Origin of the sequence: Cryobacterium glucosi (genome assembly GCF_004402235.1) — a bacterium.
GTDB lineage: Bacteria > Actinomycetota > Actinomycetes > Actinomycetales > Microbacteriaceae > Cryobacterium > Cryobacterium glucosi.
In genome coordinates this window covers 1-24094 of sequence record NZ_SOFS01000017.1, presented here as the reverse complement: position 1 = coordinate 24094, position 24094 = coordinate 1, and the positions used below count along the sequence as shown (strand labels likewise).

Below are 24094 nucleotides of genomic sequence, written 5' to 3'. Positions count from 1 at the left end.
TCCGATCAGGCCGGGCGCACCGCGCGGAGCGTCGCGAGGATCGACTCCGGGTTGAAGGTCTCCGGGTTGCGAATCGCCTGGATCAAGGCACCCTGGACCAGGGCGACCACCGTCGCCGCGAGCTCGTCACCCTGGATACGGGTCCCGGCGGCGACCTCACGACAGACCGGCGAGAACGCCGCGAGGTAGCGTCCGAAGCTTGATTCGATGCGGGCGCGGAACAAGTCGTCACGTCGGGAGAAGTAGAAAGCGAAGATCAGTTCGACCGCATCGTGGTACTCCACCAGTCGCTCCAGCTCGACCCGGATCATCCGCTCCAGGCGGTCCCACGGCTCCAGCCGGGCCAGGCCGGAGTCGGACAGGGCGTCGAGCGTGCCGTCGAGCAGCACGCCGAGCAACGCCTCCAGCAGACCGTCTTTCGACTGGAAGTGGAAGAACACGAGGCCCGTCGAGATGCCGGCCGCGGTGGCCACCCGACGTGCGGTGACGGCATCGAGACCCTCGGCGAGGGCGATCTCATACGCCGCGGCAAGGATCGCGTCGCAGCGCTCCTGTTCGGGCTTCTTGGGGCCGCCCATCGATCAGGCGTCTTCCCCGGTGCGCCGGGAGGCGCGATACCGACGCAACGCCAGCCAGGATCCAGAGGACCAGAGCGCCCACAACACCAGCACGGGCTGGAACAGCAGCCGGACGCTGCGCTCGAGATCGGTGTTCAGCCCGAAGGAATCGGTGTGCGTCGCCAGCTGCGAGATGTTTCCCGGGAAGATGACGACGAAGAACGCCGCTACGATCCAACCGACCTGCACCCGGTACCGGCCGAGGGCCAGCAGGGAAGCGCCGAGGACGATCTCGACGACGCCAGAAGCCAGGACAACGAAGTCCCCTGCGATCGGCAGCCAGGTGGGCACCTGGGCGAGGAAGGCCTCCCGGTTCACGGTGAGATGGCTGATGCCCGCGAGCAGGAGGAAGGCTCCCAGCGCCATCCTGAAGACGGTGCGAAGCACGGTCGTGCGCTTCTTCTGAGGTGCGAGGAGGTTCATGCTGCGGCTTTCGTGGGGACGTGCGAGGGAGAAGCGATGCTCCGACTCTACATTGATCGCGCGGTCAATGACCACTCGGTCAATGTAAGCGACCTGGCACGGTCAGTCTGACCCGAAGTGATCTCGATGGTTGGTAGGGGTGGTGTTGAGGCGGCGCCGGAACGCTCGATTCATGGTTTCAGGGGTGCCGAATCCGCATGCTCGCGCGATCTCCTCCACTGTCAGCATCGTCGTCTCGAGGAGGCTGCACGCTGCCTCCATCCGTATCGCCTCGACATGCTCGGCCGGCGTGACGCCTACCTCGGACTTGAACACACGACTGAACTGGCGCTCCGAGAGGTGGGCGCGAGTGGCCATACCGGAGATGGAGAGATCGGCGGTGAGGTTGTCAGGGAGCCATGCCAACACGTCACGGATGGGCTCGTCGTTCGCGGACTGTGCGGCCAGCAGCGCTGAGAACTGCGCCTGGCCGCCCGAGCGGCGGAGGTACACGACAAGGCGCCGCGCTACGGTCGCAGCGGCCTTGCGGCCATGGTCGTCGGCAACCAACGCCAAGGCCAGGTCGATTCCGGCCGTGACGCCGGCCGAGGTCCAGACGTTGCCGTCCTGCACATAGATGGCATCGGGGTCGACCGTGACCTCCGGGTAGGCCCGCCCAAGCACCTCGCACTCGGCCCAGTGGGTGGTCGCGCGGCGACCGTCCAGAAGGCCCGCGGCACCGAGCAGAAACGCGCCTGAGCACACGGATGCGACCCGCCGCGAGACCAACGCCAGCCGCCGGATGCTGTCGACCAGCCTCGGATCGCCTGCGGCTTCCTCCATGTCCCGGCCTCCGGCGACCACGAGAGTGTCGATGTTTCCGGCCACTGCATCGATCGGTCCCGTCGCGAATTCGAGGCCGCTCGTCGATAGCACCGGCCCGCCATCGGTACTCACGAGTTCCGTGGCGTACCGAACGATCGGCAGGAATCGTGAGGCGGTGGAAAACACCTCAAGAGGCCCGGTCACGTCGAGGATCTGTACGGACGGGAACCCGACGATCACGATGCGTGGTTCGCTCACTGTCTTCCTCCGTGGCCGAGATCGTCAACAGCGTGTCCTAGGTGGGCCGACAACCGAACCCTACCGTGAAGTCATATCCACAAACACGACGTGGGCGCGGCGAATCCGCGACTCCCCTACCTCCCGAATCCGAATGGAGCCTGACATGAACTTCCCCAGAATCGCACGCGCCGCCGGCATCGGCCTCGCTGTCGTCCTGGCTCTCACGGCCGTCTCGACGACCGTCAATGGGGCACTCAATACCTCGGAACACGCCGACCTCGTGCCGTATGGGGAAAAGGTCGCCATCGACGCCGGCGACATCAATGTCTACCGCAACGGCGGGACCGGGCCGACGATGGTGCTCCTCAGCGGGTATGGGACGCCGGCACCGGCAATCGACTTCGCCCCGCTCATCCGCCAGCTGAACGCGTTCAACGTCATCGTGGTCGAGGGCTTCGGCTACGGCTACAGCGACCTCAACGTCAGCGATCGCACCGTCGAGAACATCACCCGCGAGCTGCACGAGGTCCTGGCCAAGCTTCGGGTAGATGAGCCGGTGATCCTGGTCGGCCATTCAGTCGGCGGCATCTACGCCCGCTTCTACGCGAACGCCTACCCGGACGAGGTGATGGCGATCGTTGGCGTCGACCCCACCCCCGCCCTGTCGTCGTCTCTTGATGAGGGTGCACCCTCGACCGTCGAGAGCATGCAGGCCGCGACCGGGCTCTTCCGCCTCGTCACGACGATCGCCCCCGACCTGGTTCAGCCTCCAGGGTCTGCCTATACGGCGGAGGAGCGGCACCGCATCGCCGTGATGACCAACTGGAACTACGGCAACGCGTCGGTCTCCGACGAATGGAGCCGCATCGGCGCCAACTCGACCAAAGCCGCGATGCAGCCGTTCGCCACGGACCTGCCGGTGCTCGAGATCCTCTCGAGCGACAGCGTTCGGACGATGCCCCAGTGGTTGCCGAACCACGAGGCCGAACTCGAGAACGTCACCACACACGAAATCACCGTGCTCGAAGGAAGCCACTACTTGCATTGGACACAGTCCCCGGCGCTTGCCCGGATCATCTCCGAGTTCCTTTCCCACCTCAGCCGCTAACCCCCGCTCACCAGGAGATCGTCGTGTCACGAATCGCCCGCCGAATCGGCAGCATCACACTCGCCACCACCCTCACTATCACCGCCTTCGCGGCCATCGCGGTCACCGGGTTGTCCCAATCGGGCGCTGAGACGGCCTCCGCGGCAAGCATCGGGGCGCCACCCCCTGGGCCTGGCGCCGTGCCGCTCCCTGGTCAGTTCGTCGTTGCGGTCGTTCTCGGCCGGTCCGGATCCGACACTGCCGACGTTCTCGCGCCCTATGACGTTCTGGCCAGTTCACCCGACTTCTTCGTCTACACGATTGCCGCCTCCGCCGCCCCGGCGGTCGTCGACGGCGGTATATGGGTCGTGCCGACCCACACTTTTGGCGAGGTGGCGGCGGGTGCCGCACCCACGCCTGACCTGGTCGTGGTGCCGGCCGTGAATAGTCCTGCCGGGCCCGAGGAGGCCGCGGCGCGCGAGTTCATCGTCAACCAGTACAACGCGGGCGCCCGCATCCTCGGAATTTGTGCGGGCTCCCGGCTGCTCGCCGCCTCCGGAGTCCTCGATGGGCTTCGCGCGACGTCCCATTGGTCCCGAATCGCCGCGCTCAGGACTTCGAACCCCGAAGTTTCCTGGGTCACCGGACAGCGCTACGTCCAGGACGGCCGCGTGACCACTACCGGTGGCGTGACCTCCGGCATCCCCGGCTCTCTCAAAGTCATCGCCGACATGGCAGGTGACACGGAAGCCAACCGGGTCGGCGAATCCATCGGCTACCCAGGCTGGAAATTGGGTGGCCCGACGGAGATGCCCGTCAAGAATTTTGGGTTCGAAGACGCTGCCTTCCTCATGAACACGGCCTTCCCGTGGGGGCGACCGAGGGTTGCCGTCGAGCTGAAAGACGGCGTCGAGGAGATCGATGCTGCTGCACTCTTCGAGGTCTATGGCTACTCGCAAGGTGCCACCACCTCCGCCCTGTCGGCGAAAGGGTTCGTCACGACCAAGCACGGCCTCGTCGTGAAGACCTCGGTTCTCGATGGCGCGACGAGCACGGTGGTTGCCGGCGAACTCGGTGCACCAGGAAGCCCGCAGGGCTTCGACGCCGCCTTCGAACAACTGTCGAGGAGCAGCAGTTCGTCGGTCGTCCAGTCCGTGTCCAAGATGATCGAGTACCCCCTCGATCGGGTCAGACAGGAGAGGGCACCGCTGATCGCGCAAGCACGCACTTCCCTGCTACTGGTTCTCGGCCTCCTGCTTGCGCTCGGCGTCGGAATGCTGCCCGCCATCATCCTCGGCTTCGTCCGACGCCGCAGGAGGGCTCTCGCCTGATATTCCACAGCGCGCCTGACGATGCACAGCCGGAGCGACCGGCCATTCCGGTGAATCACGCTAGCCGCTTGTGCGCGACCGAAGTAGGTTGACACGTGAGCGCCGCTGGTCCGTCCATCAAAGGAGATGTTCCGTGCAGTCATTCAGAAGGCTCCACACCGCCGCCGTCGCGGGGCTGTCCGTGCTGGCACTCACTTCCATCGGGGCGGGAAGCGCTGCGGCCCTCAGTACGCACCCGGGCACAGCAAGCACAGACGGCGTCGCCTACACGGCCGGGGCTCCCGGGAGCGGCGACCCGTACTTTCCTTACGACGGCAACGGCGGCTACGACGTGCTGCACTACGACCTCGCCCTGCGCTATGCGCCGCCGACGGACCCCGCTGCACTCGTGGGAAAGCTCAGTGGCGTCGCGACCATCACACTCCGCGCGAAGCAGAACCTGCAGTCGCTCAACTTCGATTTGCGCGGTCTCGACGTCACGTCGGTCCGCGTGGACGGCAAGGCGGCGGCGCACGGGAAATCGCCGGGCACCGGCAGCGCCGAGTGGTCACAGAAGCAGGACGACGCGAATCGGTACTGGGAGCTCACCGTCGGTCTGCTGCCGAAGCTCAGGGAGGGACAGTCCACAACGATCATCGTCGAGTACGGGGGAAGCACGGGGCGTCCGCTCGACACGACCGGGGCCCTCTATGGGTGGGTCACGACTGCGGATGGCGCGATGGTGGTCAACGAGCCCGATGGAGCCTCGACCTGGTATCCCGTGAACGACGACCCTCAAGACAAGGCCACGTATTCGTTCCACATCACGGTGCCGGCCGGAAAGACGGCCATTGCGAATGGTCTGACCGACGGCCGGCCACGGACCAAAGCCGGGTGGACCACCTGGTCGTGGGAAGCTACGGACCCGATGTCCAGCTACCTGTCGACGGCAACGGTCGGCGACTTCACCCTGGCCACCGATAAGGGCCCACACGGACTCCCGATCGTCAATGCCATCGACACCGGCGTAACGGGCCCGGGCCTCGCGGAGACGAAGGCGTCACTCGCGCTTCAGCCCCAGATGATCGCCTTCCTCGATGGCACGTTCGGGCGGTACCCGTTCGAGTCGTTCGGCGCGATTGTCGACGACGATTCAGTCGACTACGCCCTGGAGACTCAAACCCGGCCCGTCTACTCACAGGTCGCGGACGAATCCACAGTGGTCCATGAACTCGGACACCAATGGTTCGGCGATTCGGTGACGCCCTCCGATTGGAAGGACATCTGGCTCAACGAAGGCTGGGCCACCTACATCGAATGGCTGTGGGCTGAACATCAAGGCACCGCAACGATTCCTGCGCAGTTTGCCGACGCGGTGTCATACCTGGACGCGAACAACGGCTGGACGCTCAACATCGCAGACCCCGGTCGCGACGAACTCTTCGCGGCACCGGTGTACCTGCGGGGAGCGGCCGCACTGCAGGCGTTGCGCGCGAAGGTCGGCGACAAGGCGTTCTTCGCGGGCGCCCGCTTGTGGTTGAACCGGTACAAGGGCTCCACGGCGACCACGGCAGACTTCGAAGCCGTGATGGAGAAGACGTCAGGCCAATCGCTCACCACCTTCTTCAACGAGTGGCTGCGTCAAGGCGTCCGCCCGGCAACGGCGCAACTGCAGGCAGAGCCCTCGGCGGGCCCGAACAACGCGTACCAGGGGCCCGCCGCATCCGACCTCAAGAATGGTCACAAAGACGCTCGTTGACCAACGAGAGTGATTCCTCGCCCTGACCCTATCCGTGCGCCGGTGCCGCGTAGTGCTCTCGGCGCGCGTCACGGGCCCACGCCGTCAGCTGCGTGCCGCGATTGAGCTGCCGCCGGTCGCGAGGCGCATCAGGTCGGTGTCGAAATTGAACTCGGCAGCAGCTCCATCGGGGCGGGCATTGCTGCCGAAGGAATGCTGATACTTGTCCCAGATCTTGCCGGTGATGGCGGCGCTGATGCCGGTCGCGATCATGGCGGACAGTTCGTTCGCCGCCCGTTCGATCCTGCCGAGCAGAGAGGGGTCTGCCCAGTCCTCCGGTGCTGCGAAGACCGAGGTCGGCGTCGTGAGCGATCGCATGAACGCGAACAGGGAGCGCAGCTGGTCGTCGATGACGAGGGCGTGGCGCGCCGTGCCCGCTGTTGCGGAGAGCACGAGGGGCTTGGCGATCAGGAGGTCGTTGTCGAGGATGTCAACGAACGACTTGAGCAGGCCACTCATCCCGGCCTTGTAGACAGGCGTGGCCACGATCACTCCGTCGGCAGCGGCGAGCTGGTGCACGGCGTCGAGGAGCTTGCCCTCGGGAAACCCGGACACGATGGCGTGCGCGACCTCCCCGGCGAGTGGGCCGAGATCGATCAGCCTGACCGATGCCGGGATGCCCTGGGCACCAAGTTGATCGATGGTCTTCTGCGCAATCCGATCTGCGAGCATCCGTGACGAGGAAGGGTCGCTGGTGCCTGCGTTGACGATGACGATGCGCCGCGGCTCATCAGGGGTATCGGAGAGGTTCTGGGCTGTGGTGCTCATGCGTGGATTCGCGGGCTTTCGTGGTCGGTGTGCGTGGGGTGGATCACGGACGTGATCGTGCGCGAGATGTCGCGCAGCTGCTCCAGCTGCTCGCGGCTGAGGGCTCGGGTCATGGTTGATGTGATGGCCGACGCGTGGCGACGGCCGACGACTTTCTGAATGCGGGCGCCTTCGGGTGTGAGGATCATCCGGACGGCCCGGCGATCGTGATCGTCCGCGCAGCGTTCGAGAAGTCCGCGTGTCTCGAGTCGGGCGACGAGGCGGGAGATGCCGGCCTGGGTCATCAGGATGCCGCGGTTGATCTCGACCATGCTCATCCCGTTGGCCGACTTGGACAGGGTATAGAGCACGTCGTATTCGTTCTGGGAGACCTCGATCCAGACGTCGTCTGCGCCGAATGTGCGGAGGAGCGCCACCTGGGCCCGAAACATCGCTTCCCAGGCTTCGTTGGCCAACCGGGTCTCGCTGCTCACAGCAGCACAGGGTAGTTGGCGGGACGCTCGGGGTCGCTGTCCTGGTAGGGCGACGTGCCGGTGACGTTGTCGCCGCGGTTGGCGTTCGGGCGGGGCTGGCGCGGTTCGGCATCGCCGTACTTCGCCCGGACCCGGCTCTCGTGGGTGGGCGCCTCTGCGGCGCCGGGAGACCGGCGTGCGGCCATTTCCTTGCGGAGCACGGGGACGACTTCGGAACCGAGGAGTTCGAGCTGGTCGAGCACCATCCCCAACGGGAGCCCGGCGTGGTCCATCAGCCACAACTGGCGCTGGTAGTCGCCGAACATGTCACGGAACTCGAGCGTCTTGTCGATGATCTGCTGCGGGCTGCCGACACTGAGCGGTGAAGCCTCGGCCCACTGCTCGAGGGAGTTGCTGTGATCGTAGACGGGAGCGCTGTTGAAGTAGGGACGGTAGGCGTCGAAGGCGTCCTGGGAGCGGTGGGCGATGAAGGCCTGACCGCCGAGACCGACGATGGCCTGTTCCTCCGTGCCGTGGCCGTAGTGGGCGAAGCGCTTGCGGTAGAAGTCGACGAGCGGCTTGAAATGGCCGTTGGGCGCGAACAGGTTGTTCGCGAAGAAGCCATTGCCGTAGTACGCCGCCTGCTCCGCGATCTCGGGGGTGCGAATGGAGCCGTGCCAGACGAACGGGGCCACGTCATCCAGAGGCCGCGGGGTCGAGGTGAATCCCTGGAGCGGAGTGCGGAACGTTCCCTCCCAGTCGACGACGTCCTCGGACCACAGGCGGTGCAACAGGTTGTAGTTTTCCAGGGCAAGCGGCAATCCCTGACGAATGTCCTTGCCGAACCACGGGTAGACGGGGACGGTGTTGCCGCGGCCGAGGGTGATGTCCAGACGGCCCTTGGCCAGATGCTGGGCCATCGCGTATTCCTCGGCGATGCGCACCGGGTCGTTGGTCGTGATCAGGGTCGTCGACGTCGACAGGATGATCCGGTGGGTGAGCGCCGCGATGTGAGCGAGCAGGGTCACGGGCGATGAGGAGAAGAACGGGGCGTTGTGGTGCTCGCCCATCGCGAAGACGTCGAGGCCGACTTCCTCAGCCTTGACGGCGATCTTCACCGACGCTTCGATGCGCTCGGCCTCGCTGGGCGTGTATCCGGTGGTGGGATCCTGGGTGATATCGCTGACCGCGAAGATGCCGAACTGCATCGTCGGTTCCTTTCCTCTGCCCGGGGAGCCGAGCGGTTTGACTGCATGACTGGTTATGTATGTTCTGCGTAACGATGACTGTAACCGCTCATCCGCCAAATACATTCCCAGTTGTGTATCTTGGGTGCGCACGGACCGGCTGAACAACGAACTCGTGCTCGTCAATGAGCCCCAGATCGGCCAACGCGACGGGGCCCGGGACGTCGTGTCCCGGGCCCCGCGCATGGTTCGCCGGCTCGGTCAGGTCAGCAGGCCGTACTCCTTCAGCAGCTCGCCGATCTCGGTGTTCTTGATCTGCTTCATCAGCAGATCACGGACCATGGCTGAGCCGGGCACCTCGATCTCCTTGCCGTCACGCAGCAGGCTGGCGGCGGCGAGCAGCGTACGCACGTCGTAGGTGGAGTTGAAGACCTCCGGCACGCCTCTGTCGATGCCGAGCAGTTGGTAGGTCGCCTCCATCGCGGTGCGCACCGAGTACTCGATGGTGAAGATCGTGTCCCGGGAGGGTGTCTCGGCGAACTGGCCGAGGAACGCGAAGTTGACGGCGCCGGCCGGGACCACGTCGGGCCGGTCACCCGCCTGCCGGGGCATGAAGAACGCCGTGACGTAGGGCATCATCACCGGCACGCAGGTGGCACCATTCGCCGCGAGCTCGGGGATGTCGGCCACGGGGACACCCATGTGGTAAAGCCACTCCTGGGTGATCTCCTCGCCGGTGCATTCCTGCATCGACTTCTTCACGTAGTCGCCGGGGACGTCGACCAATAGCGAGTACACCCAGACCACAATCTGGTCCTCGGGTTGCTTCTTGAAGTGCGGCTGGCGGTTGACTGTCCAGCTGAGCAGCCAGGCGGAGTCCTGGGCCGTGACGATCCCTCCGGTGACGGTCTTGCCGCCGAACGGCGAACGCTTGGCGATCTTCTCGATGTAGGCGGGGATGCGCGTGTCGAGCGTGGTGACGGTGGCCGACTGCCACTTGCTCTCCTGGATGTGTGCGCCGAACACGTCCGGGTGCCCGAATGACGGGTCCTTGGCGGCCAACCGCCGCCAGAGGTCCCAGGCCGGGGCCGGTCCCTCGTCGAGCTTCGCCGCGGTGTGCTGGTCGCCGTTGTCGGAGTTCTCGGTGAGAGAGCCGATGGTGGCGAGCACCAGGTCGTTCTCGCCGAGCTCGACGCCACCGACGACACCCTCGCGGATCCAGTGGATCGCGGTGGCCTGCTTTCGGTCGGCCGTGATCGCGAAGTCGATGTCGGTGACCTCGGTGTCGAACTGGAACGTCACTCCCTGGTCGAGCAGCCATCGGTACAGCGGCAGCACCATCGACTCGTACTGGTTGTACTTGAAGAACCGCACGTTGGCGAAGTCCGGCATGCCGCTGATGTGGTGGACGAAGCGGTGCACGTACAACTTCATCTCCAGCGCAGAGTGCCACTCCTCGAAGGCGAACATGGTGCGCCAGTACATCCAGAAGTTGCTGGCGAAGAACTCCGTGCCGAAGACCTCGTTGATCCGCTTGTTCTCCAGCGACTCACGGGTGGCCAGGAAGAGCCCGGTGAGCTCCTTCTGCGCCTGCTTCGAGAGAGTGAAGAGGGTGCCGGTGCCGGCGTCCTTGCCCTGCTCGACGGTGGCCCGCTGCAGCGAGAAGTTCGGGTCGTCCTTGTTCAGCCAGTAGAACTCGTCGAGCACAGAAGCGCCGTCGACCTCGATCGAGGGGATCGAGCGGTACAGGTCCCACAGGCACTCGTAGTGGTCGTCCACCTCACGGCCGCCGCGGATCACGAAGCCCTTCTTGGGCTCATCGATCCCGTCCAGAGCCCCGCCGGGCAGCTTCAGCCGTTCGAGGATGGTGATCTTCGACCCGTCCATCTGTCCGTCGCGGATCATGAACGCCGCCGAGGCCATCGACGCCAGGCCGGCGCCGACGAACCACGCGGTCTTGTTCTCGACCCCTTCAGGCTTGCGGGGACGCGCGAACGCCTCCATAGTGCCGCTGCTGTAATACATAGTCAGTCTCCTTAGTATGTTTCGATGGTTGATGGCAACGTGGCGAGGAAGCCGCGCACGATCTGCGTGACCTGCCCTCGAAGCTCTTCGACGGGGTCCGCTCCGGGATGCGCGCCCGTGGACGGCCCAGCGAGCAGGAGCGACAGCGCCGCGAAGACTGTGCGGGCGGCGCGCTGTCCCTCGCGCAGGACCGGCTCGCCATCGACCCCGGCTGACCGGGCCGCCGTAGCGAGGCGGGACGCGATCGCGTCCTCGAGCTCGCCGACGAGCGCGAGGCCCGCGGTCCGGTGCTCGTCGGTGGCCGAACCGAACAGCAGCTCACGCTGGTAGGCGACGACGGTGGCAGGGTTGCACGCCGAGCTCTCCAGCACGGCCTGGACGAGCGCGTTCACCGATTCGACCGGGTCTGCGGCCACGGCCGCGGCCCGCACGCCGGTGTTGATCGCATCGCGCAGTTCGCCGTTGTAGACCATGAGCAGCAGCTCAGCCTTGGACGAGGCGTACCGGAACACCGTGCCGACAGCCACGTCGGCGCGTTCGGCGATCTCCTGCGTCCCCACCGCGTCGAACCCGCGCTCGGCGAAGAGAGCGGCTGCGGCCGCGAAGATCCGCAACTGCTTGTCCTGCATGCTTCGTTCGCGGCGGCCTCGGAAAGGGGTACGTTTCGCGTCCGTGTACTCCGGCAGACCGACCATGACGCCTCCAATGAGTTGACTCATTAATGACTACGCTCATTTATGCGCGGGCGCAACTCCGCGCCGGACCCCCAGCGCCCCGACGTCGCCCACTGAAGCCGGCGCGAGACGCTCCCCGGCCCCCGCACTCGCACACCGCGAGGGGGGGGTGATCAGGGTGGCCGAGTGGGCTTTAACTCGTCGCCTCATGTGAATGAGGGAATCGCGCTCAATCAGGCAAAGAAGGCTTCAGATGTGGGCAAACCCCGAATCCAGGCAATAAAAACCCCCTGATTCCCAGTTGCTACAAGGGATTCAGGGGGTTTGACTGTGGCGGTCACGACAGATGTGGACGCGATCGGTTGCGCGATTCGAGCGACACACGCTTCACGCGTGACCGCACGAGAAGACCGCGTTCCGACTACATGTCCTCAAACTCGTCGACGCTCCATTCATCCCGCCAGTCGATGAAGGCCTTCTCGCCTTCGAATCGAAGCGGAAGCCAGACGTAATCGGCGATGGCGGTATCGACCATGGCAAACTCGTCCATTGGCTTGTCGCCGTCGTTTCCAGGAGCGAAGTGCTTCGTGAATTCGGTGACCGCGCGCGAGCTGTCGTCCAGGTAGCCCGGGAGCCAACGGTCTCCGAGCGCGATGTAGAGATCCTTCTTCCCCGGATGCTTGAAGACTGACGAAATCTGGGCGTGAAACGAAGTGTGACTCTCATCAGACGGGTGCGGATCGCCAAGAATCGAGTACGGCCCGTGGTAGCTCGGGGCAACGGCCACCTCCGAGGGATTCGGGTAATACCCGGTCGTCCCGGATGTAATCAGGTAGTGCTTCCCCCCTCGCCGAAAGTGGGAGGGGGCTTCACGCACGAACGGGGGCTGTGGTTGAGGAAAATGCGTGGAGTAGTAACCGGTGACGTCGGTGTAGTCGTCCGTGAGATCGGCGACAATCATTTCTGAGTGCACGCGCTCAAAGTAGCAATAGGCCTTCCCGTCGTGAGGGTCTACGACAAGGTCGAAGTCGCCGGCATTCATGCTCAGCGGGCGCAGCCACGTGCGAACGATCTCGTAGGGGCCGAGGATCGAGTCGGCGACGAGAACAGTGGAGCGCTGGACTGATCCCTTGGTCATTACCTTGACCCAGCACACGAACTTCTTGGTTTGTTCGTTGTAAATGATGTGGGGCCGGTCCAGGTACTGCGACGGATGCAGGGGTGAGTCTGCATCATCTTCGACGGGAGGGATGATGAGCCCTCGATCTTCCCAGTTATGCAAGTCGGTCGACGAGTAGCAGCGCACGCCCCAGTGCCAGATGCTGCCGCCATTGACGGTGAACTCTTTGTTCTCGCCGTACCAATAGAACACACCGTCGACTGCAATGACAGAGCCGCCGTGAGCCTGGATCCGGTTGCCGGACGTGTCGAGCCACGGTCGGCCCGGCCGGATTACATCCTCAGAGAACTTCATTGCGTGGGCGCCCTTCGTTGTCGCGGCCAAGTCAGCTTCACAATATGTGAAGCGTTTCAATTGGTACTCTAGAGGGTAAGATCTACACGTGTCAAACGGTCTCGGCTTGTGCCGGTATCCTCGAGCTATGGAAGAGGTCAGGGGCGGGCGCATGTCTCGCGGGCGCGTTACCACCGTGGATGTTGCACGCGAGGCCGGCGTGTCACGAGCTACGGTCAGTCTGGCGTTGAATGGGGATCCGTCTGCGCCCGTTGCTGCTGCCACTCGGCAATTGGTCATTCAGGTGTCGAAGCGCTTGGGGTATCAACCATCTGCCGCTGCGCGTAGCCTCCGCGGCGGCAAGAGCAAGACGATTCTGTTGCTTTCCTCGGCTGCGAGCGGCTCCAATGCGCGAATGGCGACCCTGGTAGAGAACTTGGCCGTTGAACTGGCTTTTCAAGGATTCAGCCTGGTGTGGCAGCTGGCGATCGCCGGAACGGCCCGACCCGTCGGTGAGCTCACTCCCGCCGCCGTCCTGACGGCACCGACAGTGGATGATCTGGAATTCGACGTTCTCGCATCCGGTTTCTCGGTTCCGGTCCTTCCGCTTCTGCCGGGTCGAGACGAATATCTGAGCGCCGTCGCTACAGCGCAGGTCAATCACCTTCTGGCCCGGGGCTTCACAGAGCTGGTCTATGCAGCTCCCGCGGAGCTTGCGCTCTCGCGCATCTCGCATCTTCGATCGGAACGTTTACTTCATGCGGCACGCTCAGCCGGGGCGCGCACCCCGACAACGATTACATGGCCGGCCGAACGAAGCGGGGGACGCGCTGCTGTCGATGAGCTCCTAGCTCTGTCCAGTTCTCGCGTGGGGGTTTGCGCGTTCAACGACGATGTGGCATTGGCAATGCTCGGGGCTCTTCACGATCGCAACGTCCCGGTACCCGCTCGTGTAGCGGTGATTGGTGCAGACAATGCAGGAGCGGGTCAATTCAGCGTCCCCGCGCTGACGTCCGTAGACGCCGACCTAGGTGATTTCGTCCGAGAGACCGTTGTCAACCTAGTGAGCATCATCGCCGGTCGAGGTCCTTCGATGGTTCTGCGCCTCCCCACCACCCATCAGGTCATCCGACGCTCCAGCACGTAGTGCTCGCCGGCCGCGCACCCGGACACGGGCCAACGAGCGATATAGCCGACTGGTCAATGGCCTAAATTTGTAGTCAGGAGTCGCTCAAGTCGGAAAGGGCACCATGTCAACGGAGAATGCCCGTGGCCCAGGCGGCCGTTCGACGGTGCCGAATATCAGTGATGTCGCCGAGAGAGCGGGCGTCGCTATCGGCACCGTCTCGAACGTGCTCAACCAGCCGCATAAGGTCACTGAAGCTACCAGGGTCAAGGTTCAGGCCGCGATCGATGAGTTGGGGTTCGTCAGGAATCGAGCCGCTCGAGCCCTCGCTGCGGGGACGAGCAACACTATTGGCTTCGTCATCATCGACCTCAGCAACTCCTTCTTCCTGGACATGGCCCGCGGCGCTGAGGACGAAGCGGAGAAAGCGGGAATGACTGTCCTGTTGGCCAATTCCGATCTGAAGGATTCGAAGCAGACCGTATACATGAACCTATTCAGCGAAGATCGGGTCGCCGGCATCTTGCTCGCCCCGATCCCGAACAGCTTCCTCGTGATCGATTCGGCCAAGGCGCACAACCGACGGGTGGTGCTCCTCAACGACTCTCTCGAGGCAGCTGACTCATGTTGCGTGATGGCCAACAACGAGCACGGTGGTTATCTTGCGGCGAAGCATCTGATCGACCTCGGCCGCCGGAACCTGGTATTCGCGGGCGGTCCGGACACCCTTACGCCCGTGCATGACAGGCACATGGGTGCGAAGCGAGCTGTCGCTGAAACCAATGGGGCTGTCCGGCTCGAGTACCTTCCGACACGTGAAGTCACCGTCGTCGATGGACGTCGAATCGGTCACGCAATCAGTTCCCGATCGCGTGCTCGGATTCCTGACGGGATCATTGCAGCGGCCGACCTTCTCGCTCTCGGGATCATGCAATCGATCTTGTCAGAGACGGACATTCGAGTACCCGAACAGATCGCCCTCATCGGCTATGACAACAACCGTTCCGCCTGGGACAGCCATATTCCGATCTCGACGCTCAGTCAGCCGGGATTCGAGATGGGACGAGTGGCGACGCAGCTCCTGCTTGAGGAAATCCGTTCTCCGGAGACGCACACTCATCGACGGATCATCCTCGAACCGTCGCTGATTGCCCGCGAGAGCACAATCGGTCGATAGCCCCCAAGCGACCGGTAGCGGGACTCGGGCCCTCGGCCGCCGCCCTGCTACCGGTCCTGAATTTCGGTCAGGCCGCCTCTGCTTCGTTTGCATGCGGGTTGATTACGCGTGGCTGTTCGGCATCGAATTGGGGCTCCGGAAACGCAATGTCGAACACGTGGGTCCCGCCACCGACTTCACGATCAATCCACCCGGCTTGAGGCAACCGGATGACCGCTGTGACGCCATTGGGTATTTCGGCGACAACGACAAGACGACCGTCATCGCGCCGCCAGCTCACGGACGCTCGCCCGTACGGAGTGTCGTGCACGGCCGACGCATTCATCAGACCGCCGCCAGGTTGAGGCGCTACGAGTATCTTCCGATAGCCGGGCGCCGCCGGCGCCAGCCCGGCGACAACTCGATGCATGAAATCAATCACGGCCCCCAGCGCATAGTGATTGAACGACGTCATCTCACCCGGGTTGAGCTCGCCGGACGGCAGCAGGCTGTCCCAGCGCTCCCACACAGTCGTTGCGCCCATTGTCACGGGATACAGCCACGACGGGAACTTGTCCTGAAGCAGCAGATGGTAGGCGGTATCGAGAGATCCCGTCTGCACCAGCGCATCGCAGACAATCGGAGTACCGACGAATCCCGTTTGGATTCGATGGTCACCCGCAACGACCAGCTCGGCCAGACGATCTCCTGCCCGTTCACGTTGGGCACTGTCCTCGAGCAGATCGAACACCAGGGCCAACGAGATGGCGGTTTGAGTGTCGCTGACGACACGCCCTGAGGCCGAAACAAATTCCCTTTGGAAAGCAGCCTTGACCTTTCGGTGCAGCGCCGAATAGACCCGGTGCCCGTCCGTGTCACCGAGCACCAGGGCAACCCTTGAGAGCAGATCGGTCGAACGCGCGAAATACGCGGTCGAGACGAGGTACTTGTCTGTTTTGGAATCGCCGGGGTTCTCCGGGGGCGCGGCAGGATCAAGCCAGTCACCGAGCTGGAATCCGGTATTCCAGAGTCCTGTACCGCCGCTGAGACGCTCGATCATGTCGACCCAGGCCTTCATACTCGGGTATTGATCACAGAGAACTTTGGTGTCACCGGTGCGCTCATAGAGCACCCACGGGACGATCACTGCAGCGTCGCCCCATGCCGCCGAGGGCGGCGCTGGGAAACCACATTCGATCCAGGGAACGAAGTTCGGGACCGCACCGCCTTCGCCTTGTTCGGCCCACACGTCTCTCAGCCAGCCAGAAAGGGTACCCGTTGTCTCAAAGAGGAAGGATGCCGCGGGAGCGAAGACTTGAATGTCTCCCGTCCACCCGAGCCGCTCATCGCGCTGCGGGCAATCGGTTGGCACGTCGACGAAATTGTCGCGCATGCCCCACACCGTGTTCTCGTGCAGCTTGTTGAGCATCGCGTGGGATGAGTCAAACCATCCACGACGCTCCATATCCGAATGCGTCACCTGCGCGCGGACATCAATGCCCTCAGCATCGCCCACCCATCCGCCGATCTCCGCAAATCGGAAGCCGTGGTAGGTGAAGCGAGGAGTCCATTCCTCAACGCCGTCGCCCTTGAAGGTATACCGGTCGACCGCGGTCGCCGTTCGGAGCGGCCGGGTGGCGAGCTCATCGTCCGCGAGTACCTCAGCATGGTGAAGGGTAATGGTTGTGCCCCGGGCCGCCGACGCGCGGATCGCGAGCCGGCCGGCAATATTCTGGCCGAAATCGAACCGCAAGCGACCATCAGTCCGTTGGTCGGTCGATACGGGAACAAGTTCTTCCGTTACGCGAACGGGTGGGCCGGTCGGCGATTCGAGCGTTGCTGCAAAGAGCGCCAAGGGGAGGACGATCGGGTGTTCCCAGGCGTCATCAACAAATCCCGCCGCGCTGAAGCCGCTGGCCTCACGGCGCGCATCGTAGTGTTCCCCCTCATACAGCCCAACTGCCGTGATGGGGCTCTCGGTGAATCGCCATGCCTCTTGGAGTGGGACGATCTGCACGGAGCCGTCCTCGAGTGTGAGCTCTACCTGCGCAAGGAGGGAAACATCCGACCCGTAGTTGTCCCATAACCCACCGTTGAAGCCCAGCCGACCGCGGTACCAGCCGTCGGCGAGCCACGCTCCGAGAGCATTTCGACCGGGCACCACTGATGCGCTCACGTCGTACGTCTGGAAACGGAGGCGATGGTTGTAGCTCGTCCAGCCAGGCGCAAAGAGCTCCGTGCCGACCGCAGCGCCATTGAGCTCCAGTTCGTAGACACCATGCGCTGTCGCGTATATCCTGGCGCGCGCGACACCCTCTGGGGCGTCGAATTCTGCCCTCAACAGGTAAGCCGGCCGAGGAATACCGGCGTCGGCAGTCACGGAGGGGCTGATGAAATCGACCCGCCAGTCGAGAGGATCGAGCAGGGACGCTTCGAGAGGAAGCGCCTCGCTCCACTCGGAGGCTTGACCCGATTCGGTCCATACGCGCACCCGGGCTTGAGCCGTTTCGCGAGACGCCAGCGGTTCGCCCGGCCACGCGATAAGGACCGACTCGGGGCTTTCGACACGTCCTGTAGTGAACTGCTCGCCGTGGGCACGAACGATCAGGATTTCGTAGCTCTCTTGAGCGTCGCCGTCCTGAGCCTTCAACTGCCAGGAAAGTCGAGGCGAGGCTGTGCCGAGTGAGAGTGCACGATGCTGGTGTTCGGCACGGAACTGGCTGATTGTTGCTGACACGTCGACTAACCCTTCACACTGCCGGCAGACAGGCCGCGCATAATTCTCTGGTTGAGTACCAAATAGATGACGAGTGTGCCGAATACGCTGACACAGATCGCCGCAAAAGTTGGACCGTATTGGACAGCACCGTATTCACCGGTGAAGTTGAGTAGTCCTGCCTGGATTGTCTGCAGCTTGCTGCTGTTCGTGAAGGTAATCGCGATGAGCAGGTCGTTCCAGATGAAAAAGAACTGGACGAGGCCGACCGTGAAGATCGCATTGCGAACCATCGGGAAACCAACGGACCAGAAGGAACGCAGGACACTGGCACCGTCAAGGGTCGCCGCCTCGAACATCTCCCGTGGGATTGCCCGGAAATACGTTGCCATCATGAACACCGTCAATGGCAAGCCGATAGCGGTGTACGTGATGATCAGTGGCCAGAGTGAGCCCATGAGATTGGTGCGGTAGTACACGGTGAACAGTGGGAGCAGGATCATCTGCGCCGGCACCATGATGCCCGCGAGGAAGAGCAGGAGCACCCCGCCGCGTCCTTTCCACACCATCACCTCAAGGGCAAAGCCTGCGGCCACGCCGAACACGATGATGAGTGCAAGTGCGGGAAACACTGCGGTGATGCTGTTGAGGATGAACTGCCCGAAGTTGCCGGTGGTGAACACCGCCACGTAGTTGTCGAGGTTGAAGTTCGCCGGCAACGCCCAGAAGGGTTCATTGAGGAATTCGGACTGGGTGCGGAATGAGCCGATGGCGAGCCAGACAATCGGGTAGATCTCGACGACGAGAAGGAGGCCGATCAGTATCTGGATGGGAAGACGCCTGAGCGCACGGGAGACACCACGTGACGGGGAACGCCGGACGCGCGAAGGTTCGTGTTGCCGGATCGGAGCCGGTGCGACTGTAGTAGTGGTCATTACAATCAGCCTTTCGTGACGTCGCGGCGCGTGGACCGGAAGATGAATATCGTGACCACAAGGCAGATGAGCGTGAGCATGAAAGCGATCGTGCTGCCATAGCCGTAGTCGGCGTAGGTGAATGATGTGCGAAACATGTACAAAGTGAGAGGTGTGGTTCCACTGCCGGGTCCACCATTGGTCAGGGCGAGCACGGAATCGAAGACTTTGAGCGTGCCGTTGATACTGAAGATGATCGAAGACAGCAAGACCGGGAGAGACAGGGGGAGCACGATCTGACGCACGAGCTGCCAGCCAGTCGCCCCGTCAATTCGCGCCGACTCGAGGATTTCGTCCGGGATGTCGATGATTCCGGCGTACAACAAGACCGCGTAGAAGCCGGCGGAGCGCCAGATGTCCATCATGACGATGACCCAGAATGCGGTTCCAGCGGAACCGAACCAGTCCACGGAATGCAACCCCACCGCTTCCAGAAACGTGTTGACAGGTCCGATGGCCGGCGCCGATTCGAAGAGCCGTTGGAAGAGCAGCGAGACGGCCACGGTTGGCAAGACAACAGGAAAGAACACCAGGGTTCGGATAACGCCGGATGCGCGCTTCAGCCAGAAGACGTAGAGCAGCGAGAGGAGGTAGCCGATCGCGATCTGGCCGATCGTGAGGACAATCGCGTATTTGAGCGTGAAAACAACGGCGTCAAAAGCCGCGGGATCGGTGAAGAACGTCACGAAATTCGATATTCCGACGAATTCGAAGCCTGTGACTGCATTGCCGGAGAACAGGGTGTACCCCGTGGACCAGATAATCGGCACGAGCATGACAAGGGTGTACACGAGCAAGGCCGGCCCCAAGAGGATGGCGATCGCCCGTTTGTCTCCGAGGACGGAGTTCATGGGAGGTCCTTAAACTTACTTTCTGGCGAAGTTGAAATGCAGATGTGCAGGGCTCGGATCGACCGGGCCCTGCAACATCCGATGCGTGACTGCCGGTGTGAAACTACTTCGTTTCGTTTGCGGCCTGGACGATCTTCATGTAGTCCGCACCGCTCATTCCACCGGTCGCGAGTTGGGCGGCGTTGGTCTGAGCTACCGAAGTGCCCTTAGCCGAGAACAGAGCCTCAAACCAGAGGACGCTGCTGGGGCTGTTGGCGATTGTGTCCTGCACGCCCTTGGTCAGCGCCGGGAGGTCTGCTGGAGTCTCGGTCGTCTTGAACCCCGAGATGACACCCTTGTCCTTGAGTACCTGGTTGCCATAGTTCGGAGCGATGCAGTTCAGCCAGGCCTCGATGTTGGTGCCGAAGCCCTTGGTCGCGAAAGTCAGTGGAACCCCGACATTTGAGGGGATCTGGTCGATGCTTCCTTTCCCGCCTGCCACAGCGGGGAAAGGCATGAAGCCGACGTTGTCGACTCCAATCGTGTTCTGTTTCGGATCATTGAAATTGGCGAGCGCCCAGCTACCCATATAGAGCATCGCCGCTTTGCCCGAGAGAAACTGGTTCAACGAGTTGTCGTAGTCGATGGAGCCAACGGAGTCGCCGAAGGCACCACTCTTTCCGAGGGCTGCAACTGCATCGGCGGCCTTCACGTATTCCGGGTCGGTCAGCTTCGCTGTACCGTCGGCCACCTTCTGCAGCGCGTCCGGTCCGAGATCGCGGAAGATGTAGTCACCGATGTAGCGACTGACGTTCCAGCCGTCCTTTCCGTCGGCGGAGATCGGGATGACGCCGGCGCTCTTGAGGGTCTCCGTCGCCGACAGCAGCTCATCCCAGGTGGCGGGCACCGTGATGTTGTTGTCTGCGAAGAGTTTCTTGTTGTACCAGATGCCCTCGATGTTGAACTCAGTGGGCAGGGCATACAACCCGTCCGTGCTGTACAGCGCCTGGAGCGTAGACCGAGCGGCGGGGAGAATGTCGCCGTCGAGGCCGGCCGTCTTGAGTGTGGCGCCGAGCTCCTGAAGCTGCCCGCCCTTGATGAACTGCTGGACAAGGGCTGGCGTTCCGGGAGCCATGAAAGCACTCGGGAGCGCATCCTGTCCGGCAAGGAGCTGAAGCTTCTGATCCATGGCCGCACCGGGCGTCGTTTCAAATGAGTAGGGGGCGGCCTTGTTCGCGGCCGAGCATTCACTCGTGGACAGGGTGGTGAGAATGCTCGAGATCGTTGTGTTGGTGTCCTGGGACAGGTACGAGAACGTCGCACTTCCCGGGCCGCCGGCAGCAGCCGTAGTGCCGCCTGATGAGCAAGCACTCAACGCGAGCGCCCCCGCTCCGACAATCGCAATGGTTGTCACAAGCCGTTTGGCTCGCATCGATGCTGTGATCACAATTCCTCCTTGAAGTGCGACGCCTCTTTTGAAGCGCTTCACGGAACTCTAGATCACCGGCGTAACGCCCGTCAAGTCAATGTTCGAGCGAATTGCAGTCCGCATGTGATTGGTCCATCATTGCTCCCGACAGGAAAATTGAAGCGATTCAATATTGACTCTCCCCCAACAAATCCTCGTGGTGAATGCGGGCGTGCACTGCCGATGATGAGTGGGAACTCGACCCCCGCTTCGGCGAGATCTGATCAGGACAGGACAGGAGCAACCATGGACGCCATTGAAACGAGTTCGCTGGCACAATCGTTCGACCATCGCGACGAAGGTCTTGCCTTACCCGAGAATCCAATCCATTGCTCGGCTAGGACCGCGCACCACCGTCTGGCTCACCGAACTCATACCGTCAGGACTATTGAGATAGGGGAGGTTGCATCGTGACAGCGCCGTTGTTGACGCTCAGCAGCGGTCACACGATTCCGCAGTTGGGTCTCGGAACCTGGCCCCTCACCGACGAGTCTGTCGTTCCCGTTATCGTTGCTGCGGTTGAGCTGGGCTATCGGCACATCGACACCGCGTTCAAGTACGGCAATGAGACCGGAGTTGGAGATGGCGTGCGCAGCTGCGGTCTTCCTCGCGACCAACTATTCATCACGACCAAACTCGACGGAACGTATCAGGGCGACGATCGAGCCCTCAGAGGGATTTCTGATTCGCTTGGTCGCCTCGGTACCGACTACGTGGACCTATTGCTCATCCACTGGCCATGTCCCGAAGAAGACCTGTTTGTCTCGACGTGGAAGACGTTTGAGCACATCATGGCTTCCGGATTAGCACGTTCCATCGGCGTATCGAATTTCAAGGCGAGCCACCTGGAGCGTCTGCGTCAGGAAACTGATGTCATCCCAGCGGTGAACCAGATCCAGCTCAACCCCTACATCGCCCGAATAGAAGAGCGCAGATATGATGCGACCCACGGGATCGCAACAACGTCGTGGAGCCCACTCGGGCAAGGAAATTCGCTCCTCGCCGAATCCGTCATTGTGGCTCTGGCGGAAAAGTATCACAAGACCACCGCACAAATCGTGCTCCGGTGGCATGTTGAACTCGGCCTAATCGCAATCCCGAAATCCGCCAATGTTGGACGGCTGCAGCAAAATCTAGACGTCTTCGAATTCGTTCTTGAGTTCGCTGAAGTAGCCGCAATTTCAGCGCTGGACGGAAGTCAGGGCGCTGGAGTTGACTCTGACTTTGAGGGCCACTAGCGCCGGTCGAGCCAACATCGACTGGGTCAGGAGGCCGCGGACCCGGTTCACGGTTGCGTTCACCTGCGTGGCCAGATCATCATCGAAGCCACAGAGAAGCGACAGCTCGGCGATTTTCTCATCGGCGAGTTGAACGGACCGCAACGCGTGCGGGAGTGTGCGGGCGGCCTGACCAATAGCGGTAAGCCTCGACGGCCACGTTACGGCGACCTCGCGACAGGCCCGGATTTAGTCCTTACAAGCGATCACACACTGCCACCCGTGCCTGGCGGCGACACACATTCGATCAGTGATGACAGAGCAGATTAGTCATGCCAGACACAGCAGGCCACCACCACCACCAGGCTCCCACCTGATGGCACCCAAACAAAGTAACGAGCAAAATATGGGCACGGGGCCATTTCGGAGCATTTCCGGGCAGTGAAAACCCTGCTTCCCAGCGTTTCCAAGGGATTCAGAGGGTTTGACTGTGGCGGGTTGTTCCTACAACCCACAGACTGCTGAATGACTAGGCAGATTCGCGGTGTTTTCTGGCACATCCTCTGTGCTCTGCCAAATAATCCTCTACCGACCGAGCAACGTGGGCAACTCGTCAAGCGACTCCCCCGTAATCGTGGACTACTGGGTGACGCCCTCGAGTAGGTTTGCGAGCTCGTCGAGTTCGACGTCCCAGCCCTCTCGGTTCTGCTCAAGACGTTCGCGACGGTAGAGGGTTCCGCCGGGGAGTGTGTCGAAGCCCGATTCGATCACCGTGACATCCGTCCCGGTCCCCGCATCGGCGATGGTGAAGCGCACGTGCGTCGAGTACTCGTCGAGCTTTTCGGCAGGGATTCCCGACCACCGGAAGCTGAACGCGCTGTCGGGCACCACCTCGGTGATTTCGATCGGGAAGCTGCCGTAGTCATCCCAGTCGATGCTGCCGGTAGCACCGGGCTCGAGCGCTGCGAACGCCACACCGTCTCCGAACCACTTGACCATTACCTCGGGGTCGGTCAGCGCCTTCCAGACGCTCGCGCGCGAAGCCTCGATGCGAACGGTGCGGGTCACAGTGTGGCCCTTGATTCTTGCTTGATCGGACACGGTGTTTCCTTCACGTTCGAGCCCAGCGCGACGGGACATTGGCCGCCGAGCGGCACGTCACTGAGTTCTGCAAACGCACCTCATCGAGCGTACCCATGATTGCGTATCGGTTCACGGGCGGGAGAACCGCGTGAACGCGAGCTGCAACTCATCAGAGTTCCCTCCGTGGGGATCTCCGGAACTCGGGGAATCAAGTAGCGAGCGCAAAAGACCGGCCGCTCAGGCATCCGTGGCCGCGCGTTCTCATCAAACCCGCACTCACCGGCCGCCACGAGAGCGAATCAGCGCCCAGCCCACCTCGGAAACGACGAATGGCCTCCAAAACCTCGGAGGCCATTCGTTTTGGGACCATTTCTTGGAACAGAATCACGCAGTTCCAGGAGCAACCCTGTGGCGGTACCGGTGGGATTTGAACTCAAACTCGCGCTCAATGGCCGCCCGGATCGAGGTCAACTTCCGCGTAATTTCAACGTTTTTCGATCACAGTGACGTGCCCGAGTCCACCCGGATTTCCATCAGATGTTGCCAAAATGTTGCCACGGGCGCGGGGAGCAGGTTCTGTGATGTATCTGGACATGGGTGACAGTTCTGTATCAGGACATCGGTAACACTTCCTGTATCAGGACATCGGTGACAGTTAGATAGTTTTCGGTCGCCGTCCGCGCGGT

20 protein-coding genes and 1 pseudogene are annotated in these 24094 nt (G+C 62.6%); 6 read left to right on the top strand and 15 right to left on the bottom strand.

Annotated elements, in window-relative coordinates; genetic code table 11:
* Positions 1–5: 5 nt before the first annotated feature.
* The 3 genes from E3O46_RS07450 to E3O46_RS07440 all read right to left on the bottom strand — a co-directional run bounded on the left by E3O46_RS07450 (position 6) and on the right by E3O46_RS07440 (position 2102).
* A complete protein-coding gene (locus tag E3O46_RS07450) occupies positions 6–578 on the bottom strand; it encodes a TetR/AcrR family transcriptional regulator (protein ID WP_134561442.1) in 573 nt (190 codons plus the stop codon).
* 3 nt (positions 579–581) lie between these two features.
* Positions 582–1040 (bottom strand): DoxX family protein, encoded by a 459-nt coding sequence (locus E3O46_RS07445; protein ID WP_134561449.1) that lies wholly within the window; start codon positions 1038–1040, stop codon positions 582–584.
* A gap of 102 nt (positions 1041–1142) precedes the next feature.
* Complete coding sequence (locus tag E3O46_RS07440) at positions 1143–2102, bottom strand: GlxA family transcriptional regulator (protein ID WP_198413699.1); 960 nt, start codon at positions 2100–2102, stop codon at positions 1143–1145.
* Positions 2103–2247: 145 nt separating this feature from the next.
* Between E3O46_RS07440 and E3O46_RS07435 the strand changes: the two genes are divergently transcribed.
* The 3 genes from E3O46_RS07435 (at position 2248) to E3O46_RS07425 (ending at position 6240) form a co-directional block, all read left to right on the top strand.
* Positions 2248–3192 carry an alpha/beta fold hydrolase gene (locus E3O46_RS07435; RefSeq protein ID WP_166787252.1) on the top strand — a complete coding sequence of 315 codons (945 nt, stop codon included), beginning with the start codon at positions 2248–2250 and terminating at the stop codon, positions 3190–3192.
* Positions 3193–3215: 23 nt separating this feature from the next.
* Positions 3216–4502: a DJ-1/PfpI family protein gene (locus tag E3O46_RS07430; protein WP_166787251.1), complete on the top strand. Its 1287-nt coding sequence runs from the start codon at positions 3216–3218 to the stop codon at positions 4500–4502.
* 133 nt (positions 4503–4635) lie between these two features.
* Positions 4636–6240 (top strand): M1 family metallopeptidase, encoded by a 1605-nt coding sequence (locus E3O46_RS07425; RefSeq protein ID WP_134561440.1) that lies wholly within the window; start codon positions 4636–4638, stop codon positions 6238–6240.
* A gap of 84 nt (positions 6241–6324) precedes the next feature.
* Here the strand turns inward: E3O46_RS07425 and E3O46_RS07420 are convergent, their stop codons facing one another.
* The 6 genes from E3O46_RS07420 to E3O46_RS07395 all read right to left on the bottom strand — a co-directional run bounded on the left by E3O46_RS07420 (position 6325) and on the right by E3O46_RS07395 (position 12859).
* Positions 6325–7047, bottom strand: a complete 723-nt coding sequence (locus tag E3O46_RS07420) for a CE1759 family FMN reductase (protein ID WP_134446313.1) — start codon at positions 7045–7047, stop codon at positions 6325–6327.
* On the bottom strand, positions 7044–7520 hold the full coding sequence (locus E3O46_RS07415; RefSeq protein ID WP_241975547.1) for a MarR family winged helix-turn-helix transcriptional regulator: 477 nt from the start codon (positions 7518–7520) through the stop codon (positions 7044–7046). The genes E3O46_RS07420 and E3O46_RS07415 overlap by 4 nt, the downstream gene beginning before the upstream one ends.
* Positions 7517–8707 (bottom strand): CE1758 family FMN-dependent luciferase-like monooxygenase, encoded by a 1191-nt coding sequence (locus E3O46_RS07410; protein ID WP_134561439.1) that lies wholly within the window; start codon positions 8705–8707, stop codon positions 7517–7519. The genes E3O46_RS07415 and E3O46_RS07410 overlap by 4 nt, the downstream gene beginning before the upstream one ends.
* A gap of 240 nt (positions 8708–8947) precedes the next feature.
* On the bottom strand, positions 8948–10711 hold the full coding sequence (locus E3O46_RS07405) for an oleate hydratase (protein ID WP_134561438.1): 1764 nt from the start codon (positions 10709–10711) through the stop codon (positions 8948–8950).
* 11 nt (positions 10712–10722) lie between these two features.
* A complete protein-coding gene (locus E3O46_RS07400) occupies positions 10723–11406 on the bottom strand; it encodes a TetR/AcrR family transcriptional regulator (protein WP_134561437.1) in 684 nt (227 codons plus the stop codon).
* 400 nt (positions 11407–11806) lie between these two features.
* Complete coding sequence (locus E3O46_RS07395; RefSeq protein WP_134561436.1) at positions 11807–12859, bottom strand: family 43 glycosylhydrolase; 1053 nt, start codon at positions 12857–12859, stop codon at positions 11807–11809.
* Between the two features lie 127 nt (positions 12860–12986).
* Between E3O46_RS07395 and E3O46_RS07390 the strand changes: the two genes are divergently transcribed.
* Both E3O46_RS07390 and E3O46_RS07385 read left to right on the top strand, forming a co-directional pair.
* Positions 12987–13985: a LacI family DNA-binding transcriptional regulator gene (locus E3O46_RS07390; protein WP_134561435.1), complete on the top strand. Its 999-nt coding sequence runs from the start codon at positions 12987–12989 to the stop codon at positions 13983–13985.
* A gap of 103 nt (positions 13986–14088) precedes the next feature.
* Positions 14089–15141 carry a LacI family DNA-binding transcriptional regulator gene (locus E3O46_RS07385; RefSeq protein WP_134561434.1) on the top strand — a complete coding sequence of 351 codons (1053 nt, stop codon included), beginning with the start codon at positions 14089–14091 and terminating at the stop codon, positions 15139–15141.
* Between the two features lie 67 nt (positions 15142–15208).
* Here the strand turns inward: E3O46_RS07385 and E3O46_RS07380 are convergent, their stop codons facing one another.
* The 4 genes from E3O46_RS07380 to E3O46_RS07365 all read right to left on the bottom strand — a co-directional run bounded on the left by E3O46_RS07380 (position 15209) and on the right by E3O46_RS07365 (position 21087).
* A complete protein-coding gene (locus E3O46_RS07380) occupies positions 15209–17857 on the bottom strand; it encodes an alpha-L-rhamnosidase (RefSeq protein WP_134561433.1) in 2649 nt (882 codons plus the stop codon).
* Positions 17858–17862: 5 nt separating this feature from the next.
* Positions 17863–18771, bottom strand: coding sequence for a carbohydrate ABC transporter permease (locus tag E3O46_RS07375; RefSeq protein WP_134561432.1), 909 nt, complete (start codon positions 18769–18771; stop codon positions 17863–17865).
* 5 nt (positions 18772–18776) lie between these two features.
* Complete coding sequence (locus E3O46_RS07370; RefSeq protein WP_134561431.1) at positions 18777–19661, bottom strand: carbohydrate ABC transporter permease; 885 nt, start codon at positions 19659–19661, stop codon at positions 18777–18779.
* A 103-nt stretch (positions 19662–19764) separates the two neighbouring features.
* Positions 19765–21087 carry an ABC transporter substrate-binding protein gene (locus tag E3O46_RS07365; protein ID WP_241987361.1) on the bottom strand — a complete coding sequence of 441 codons (1323 nt, stop codon included), beginning with the start codon at positions 21085–21087 and terminating at the stop codon, positions 19765–19767.
* 428 nt (positions 21088–21515) lie between these two features.
* Here E3O46_RS07365 and E3O46_RS07360 point away from each other — a divergent pair, with 428 nt between their 5' ends.
* A complete protein-coding gene (locus tag E3O46_RS07360) occupies positions 21516–22346 on the top strand; it encodes an aldo/keto reductase (RefSeq protein ID WP_134446308.1) in 831 nt (276 codons plus the stop codon).
* A gap of 21 nt (positions 22347–22367) precedes the next feature.
* On the opposite strand, the pseudogene E3O46_RS07355 reads toward E3O46_RS07360, so the two are convergent.
* Both E3O46_RS07355 and E3O46_RS07350 read right to left on the bottom strand, forming a co-directional pair.
* Positions 22368–22523 (bottom strand): annotated as a pseudogene (locus E3O46_RS07355) (IS110 family transposase); the annotation flags it as partial.
* 441 nt (positions 22524–22964) lie between these two features.
* Positions 22965–23393: an SRPBCC domain-containing protein gene (locus E3O46_RS07350; protein WP_166788317.1), complete on the bottom strand. Its 429-nt coding sequence runs from the start codon at positions 23391–23393 to the stop codon at positions 22965–22967.
* Between the last annotated feature and the right edge of the window lie 701 nt (positions 23394–24094).

Bases quoted from the DNA above. Each gene is read 5' to 3' on its own strand.
- E3O46_RS07375 (WP_134561432.1), bottom strand. From the start codon at position 18,771: ATGACCACTACTACAGTCGCACCGGCTCCGATCCGGCAACACGAACCT.
- E3O46_RS07420 (WP_134446313.1), bottom strand. From the start codon at position 7,047: ATGAGCACCACAGCCCAGAACCTCTCCGATACCCCTGATGAGCCGCGG.
- E3O46_RS07400 (WP_134561437.1), bottom strand. From the start codon at position 11,406: ATGGTCGGTCTGCCGGAGTACACGGACGCGAAACGTACCCCTTTCCGA.
- E3O46_RS07435 (WP_166787252.1), top strand. From the start codon at position 2,248: ATGAACTTCCCCAGAATCGCACGCGCCGCCGGCATCGGCCTCGCTGTC.
- E3O46_RS07395 (WP_134561436.1), bottom strand. From the start codon at position 12,859: ATGAAGTTCTCTGAGGATGTAATCCGGCCGGGCCGACCGTGGCTCGAC.
- E3O46_RS07370 (WP_134561431.1), bottom strand. From the start codon at position 19,661: ATGAACTCCGTCCTCGGAGACAAACGGGCGATCGCCATCCTCTTGGGG.
- E3O46_RS07410 (WP_134561439.1), bottom strand. From the start codon at position 8,707: ATGCAGTTCGGCATCTTCGCGGTCAGCGATATCACCCAGGATCCCACC.
- E3O46_RS07385 (WP_134561434.1), top strand. From the start codon at position 14,089: ATGTCAACGGAGAATGCCCGTGGCCCAGGCGGCCGTTCGACGGTGCCG.
- E3O46_RS07450 (WP_134561442.1), bottom strand. From the start codon at position 578: ATGGGCGGCCCCAAGAAGCCCGAACAGGAGCGCTGCGACGCGATCCTT.
- E3O46_RS07405 (WP_134561438.1), bottom strand. From the start codon at position 10,711: ATGTATTACAGCAGCGGCACTATGGAGGCGTTCGCGCGTCCCCGCAAG.
- E3O46_RS07390 (WP_134561435.1), top strand. From the start codon at position 12,987: ATGGAAGAGGTCAGGGGCGGGCGCATGTCTCGCGGGCGCGTTACCACC.
- E3O46_RS07445 (WP_134561449.1), bottom strand. From the start codon at position 1,040: ATGAACCTCCTCGCACCTCAGAAGAAGCGCACGACCGTGCTTCGCACC.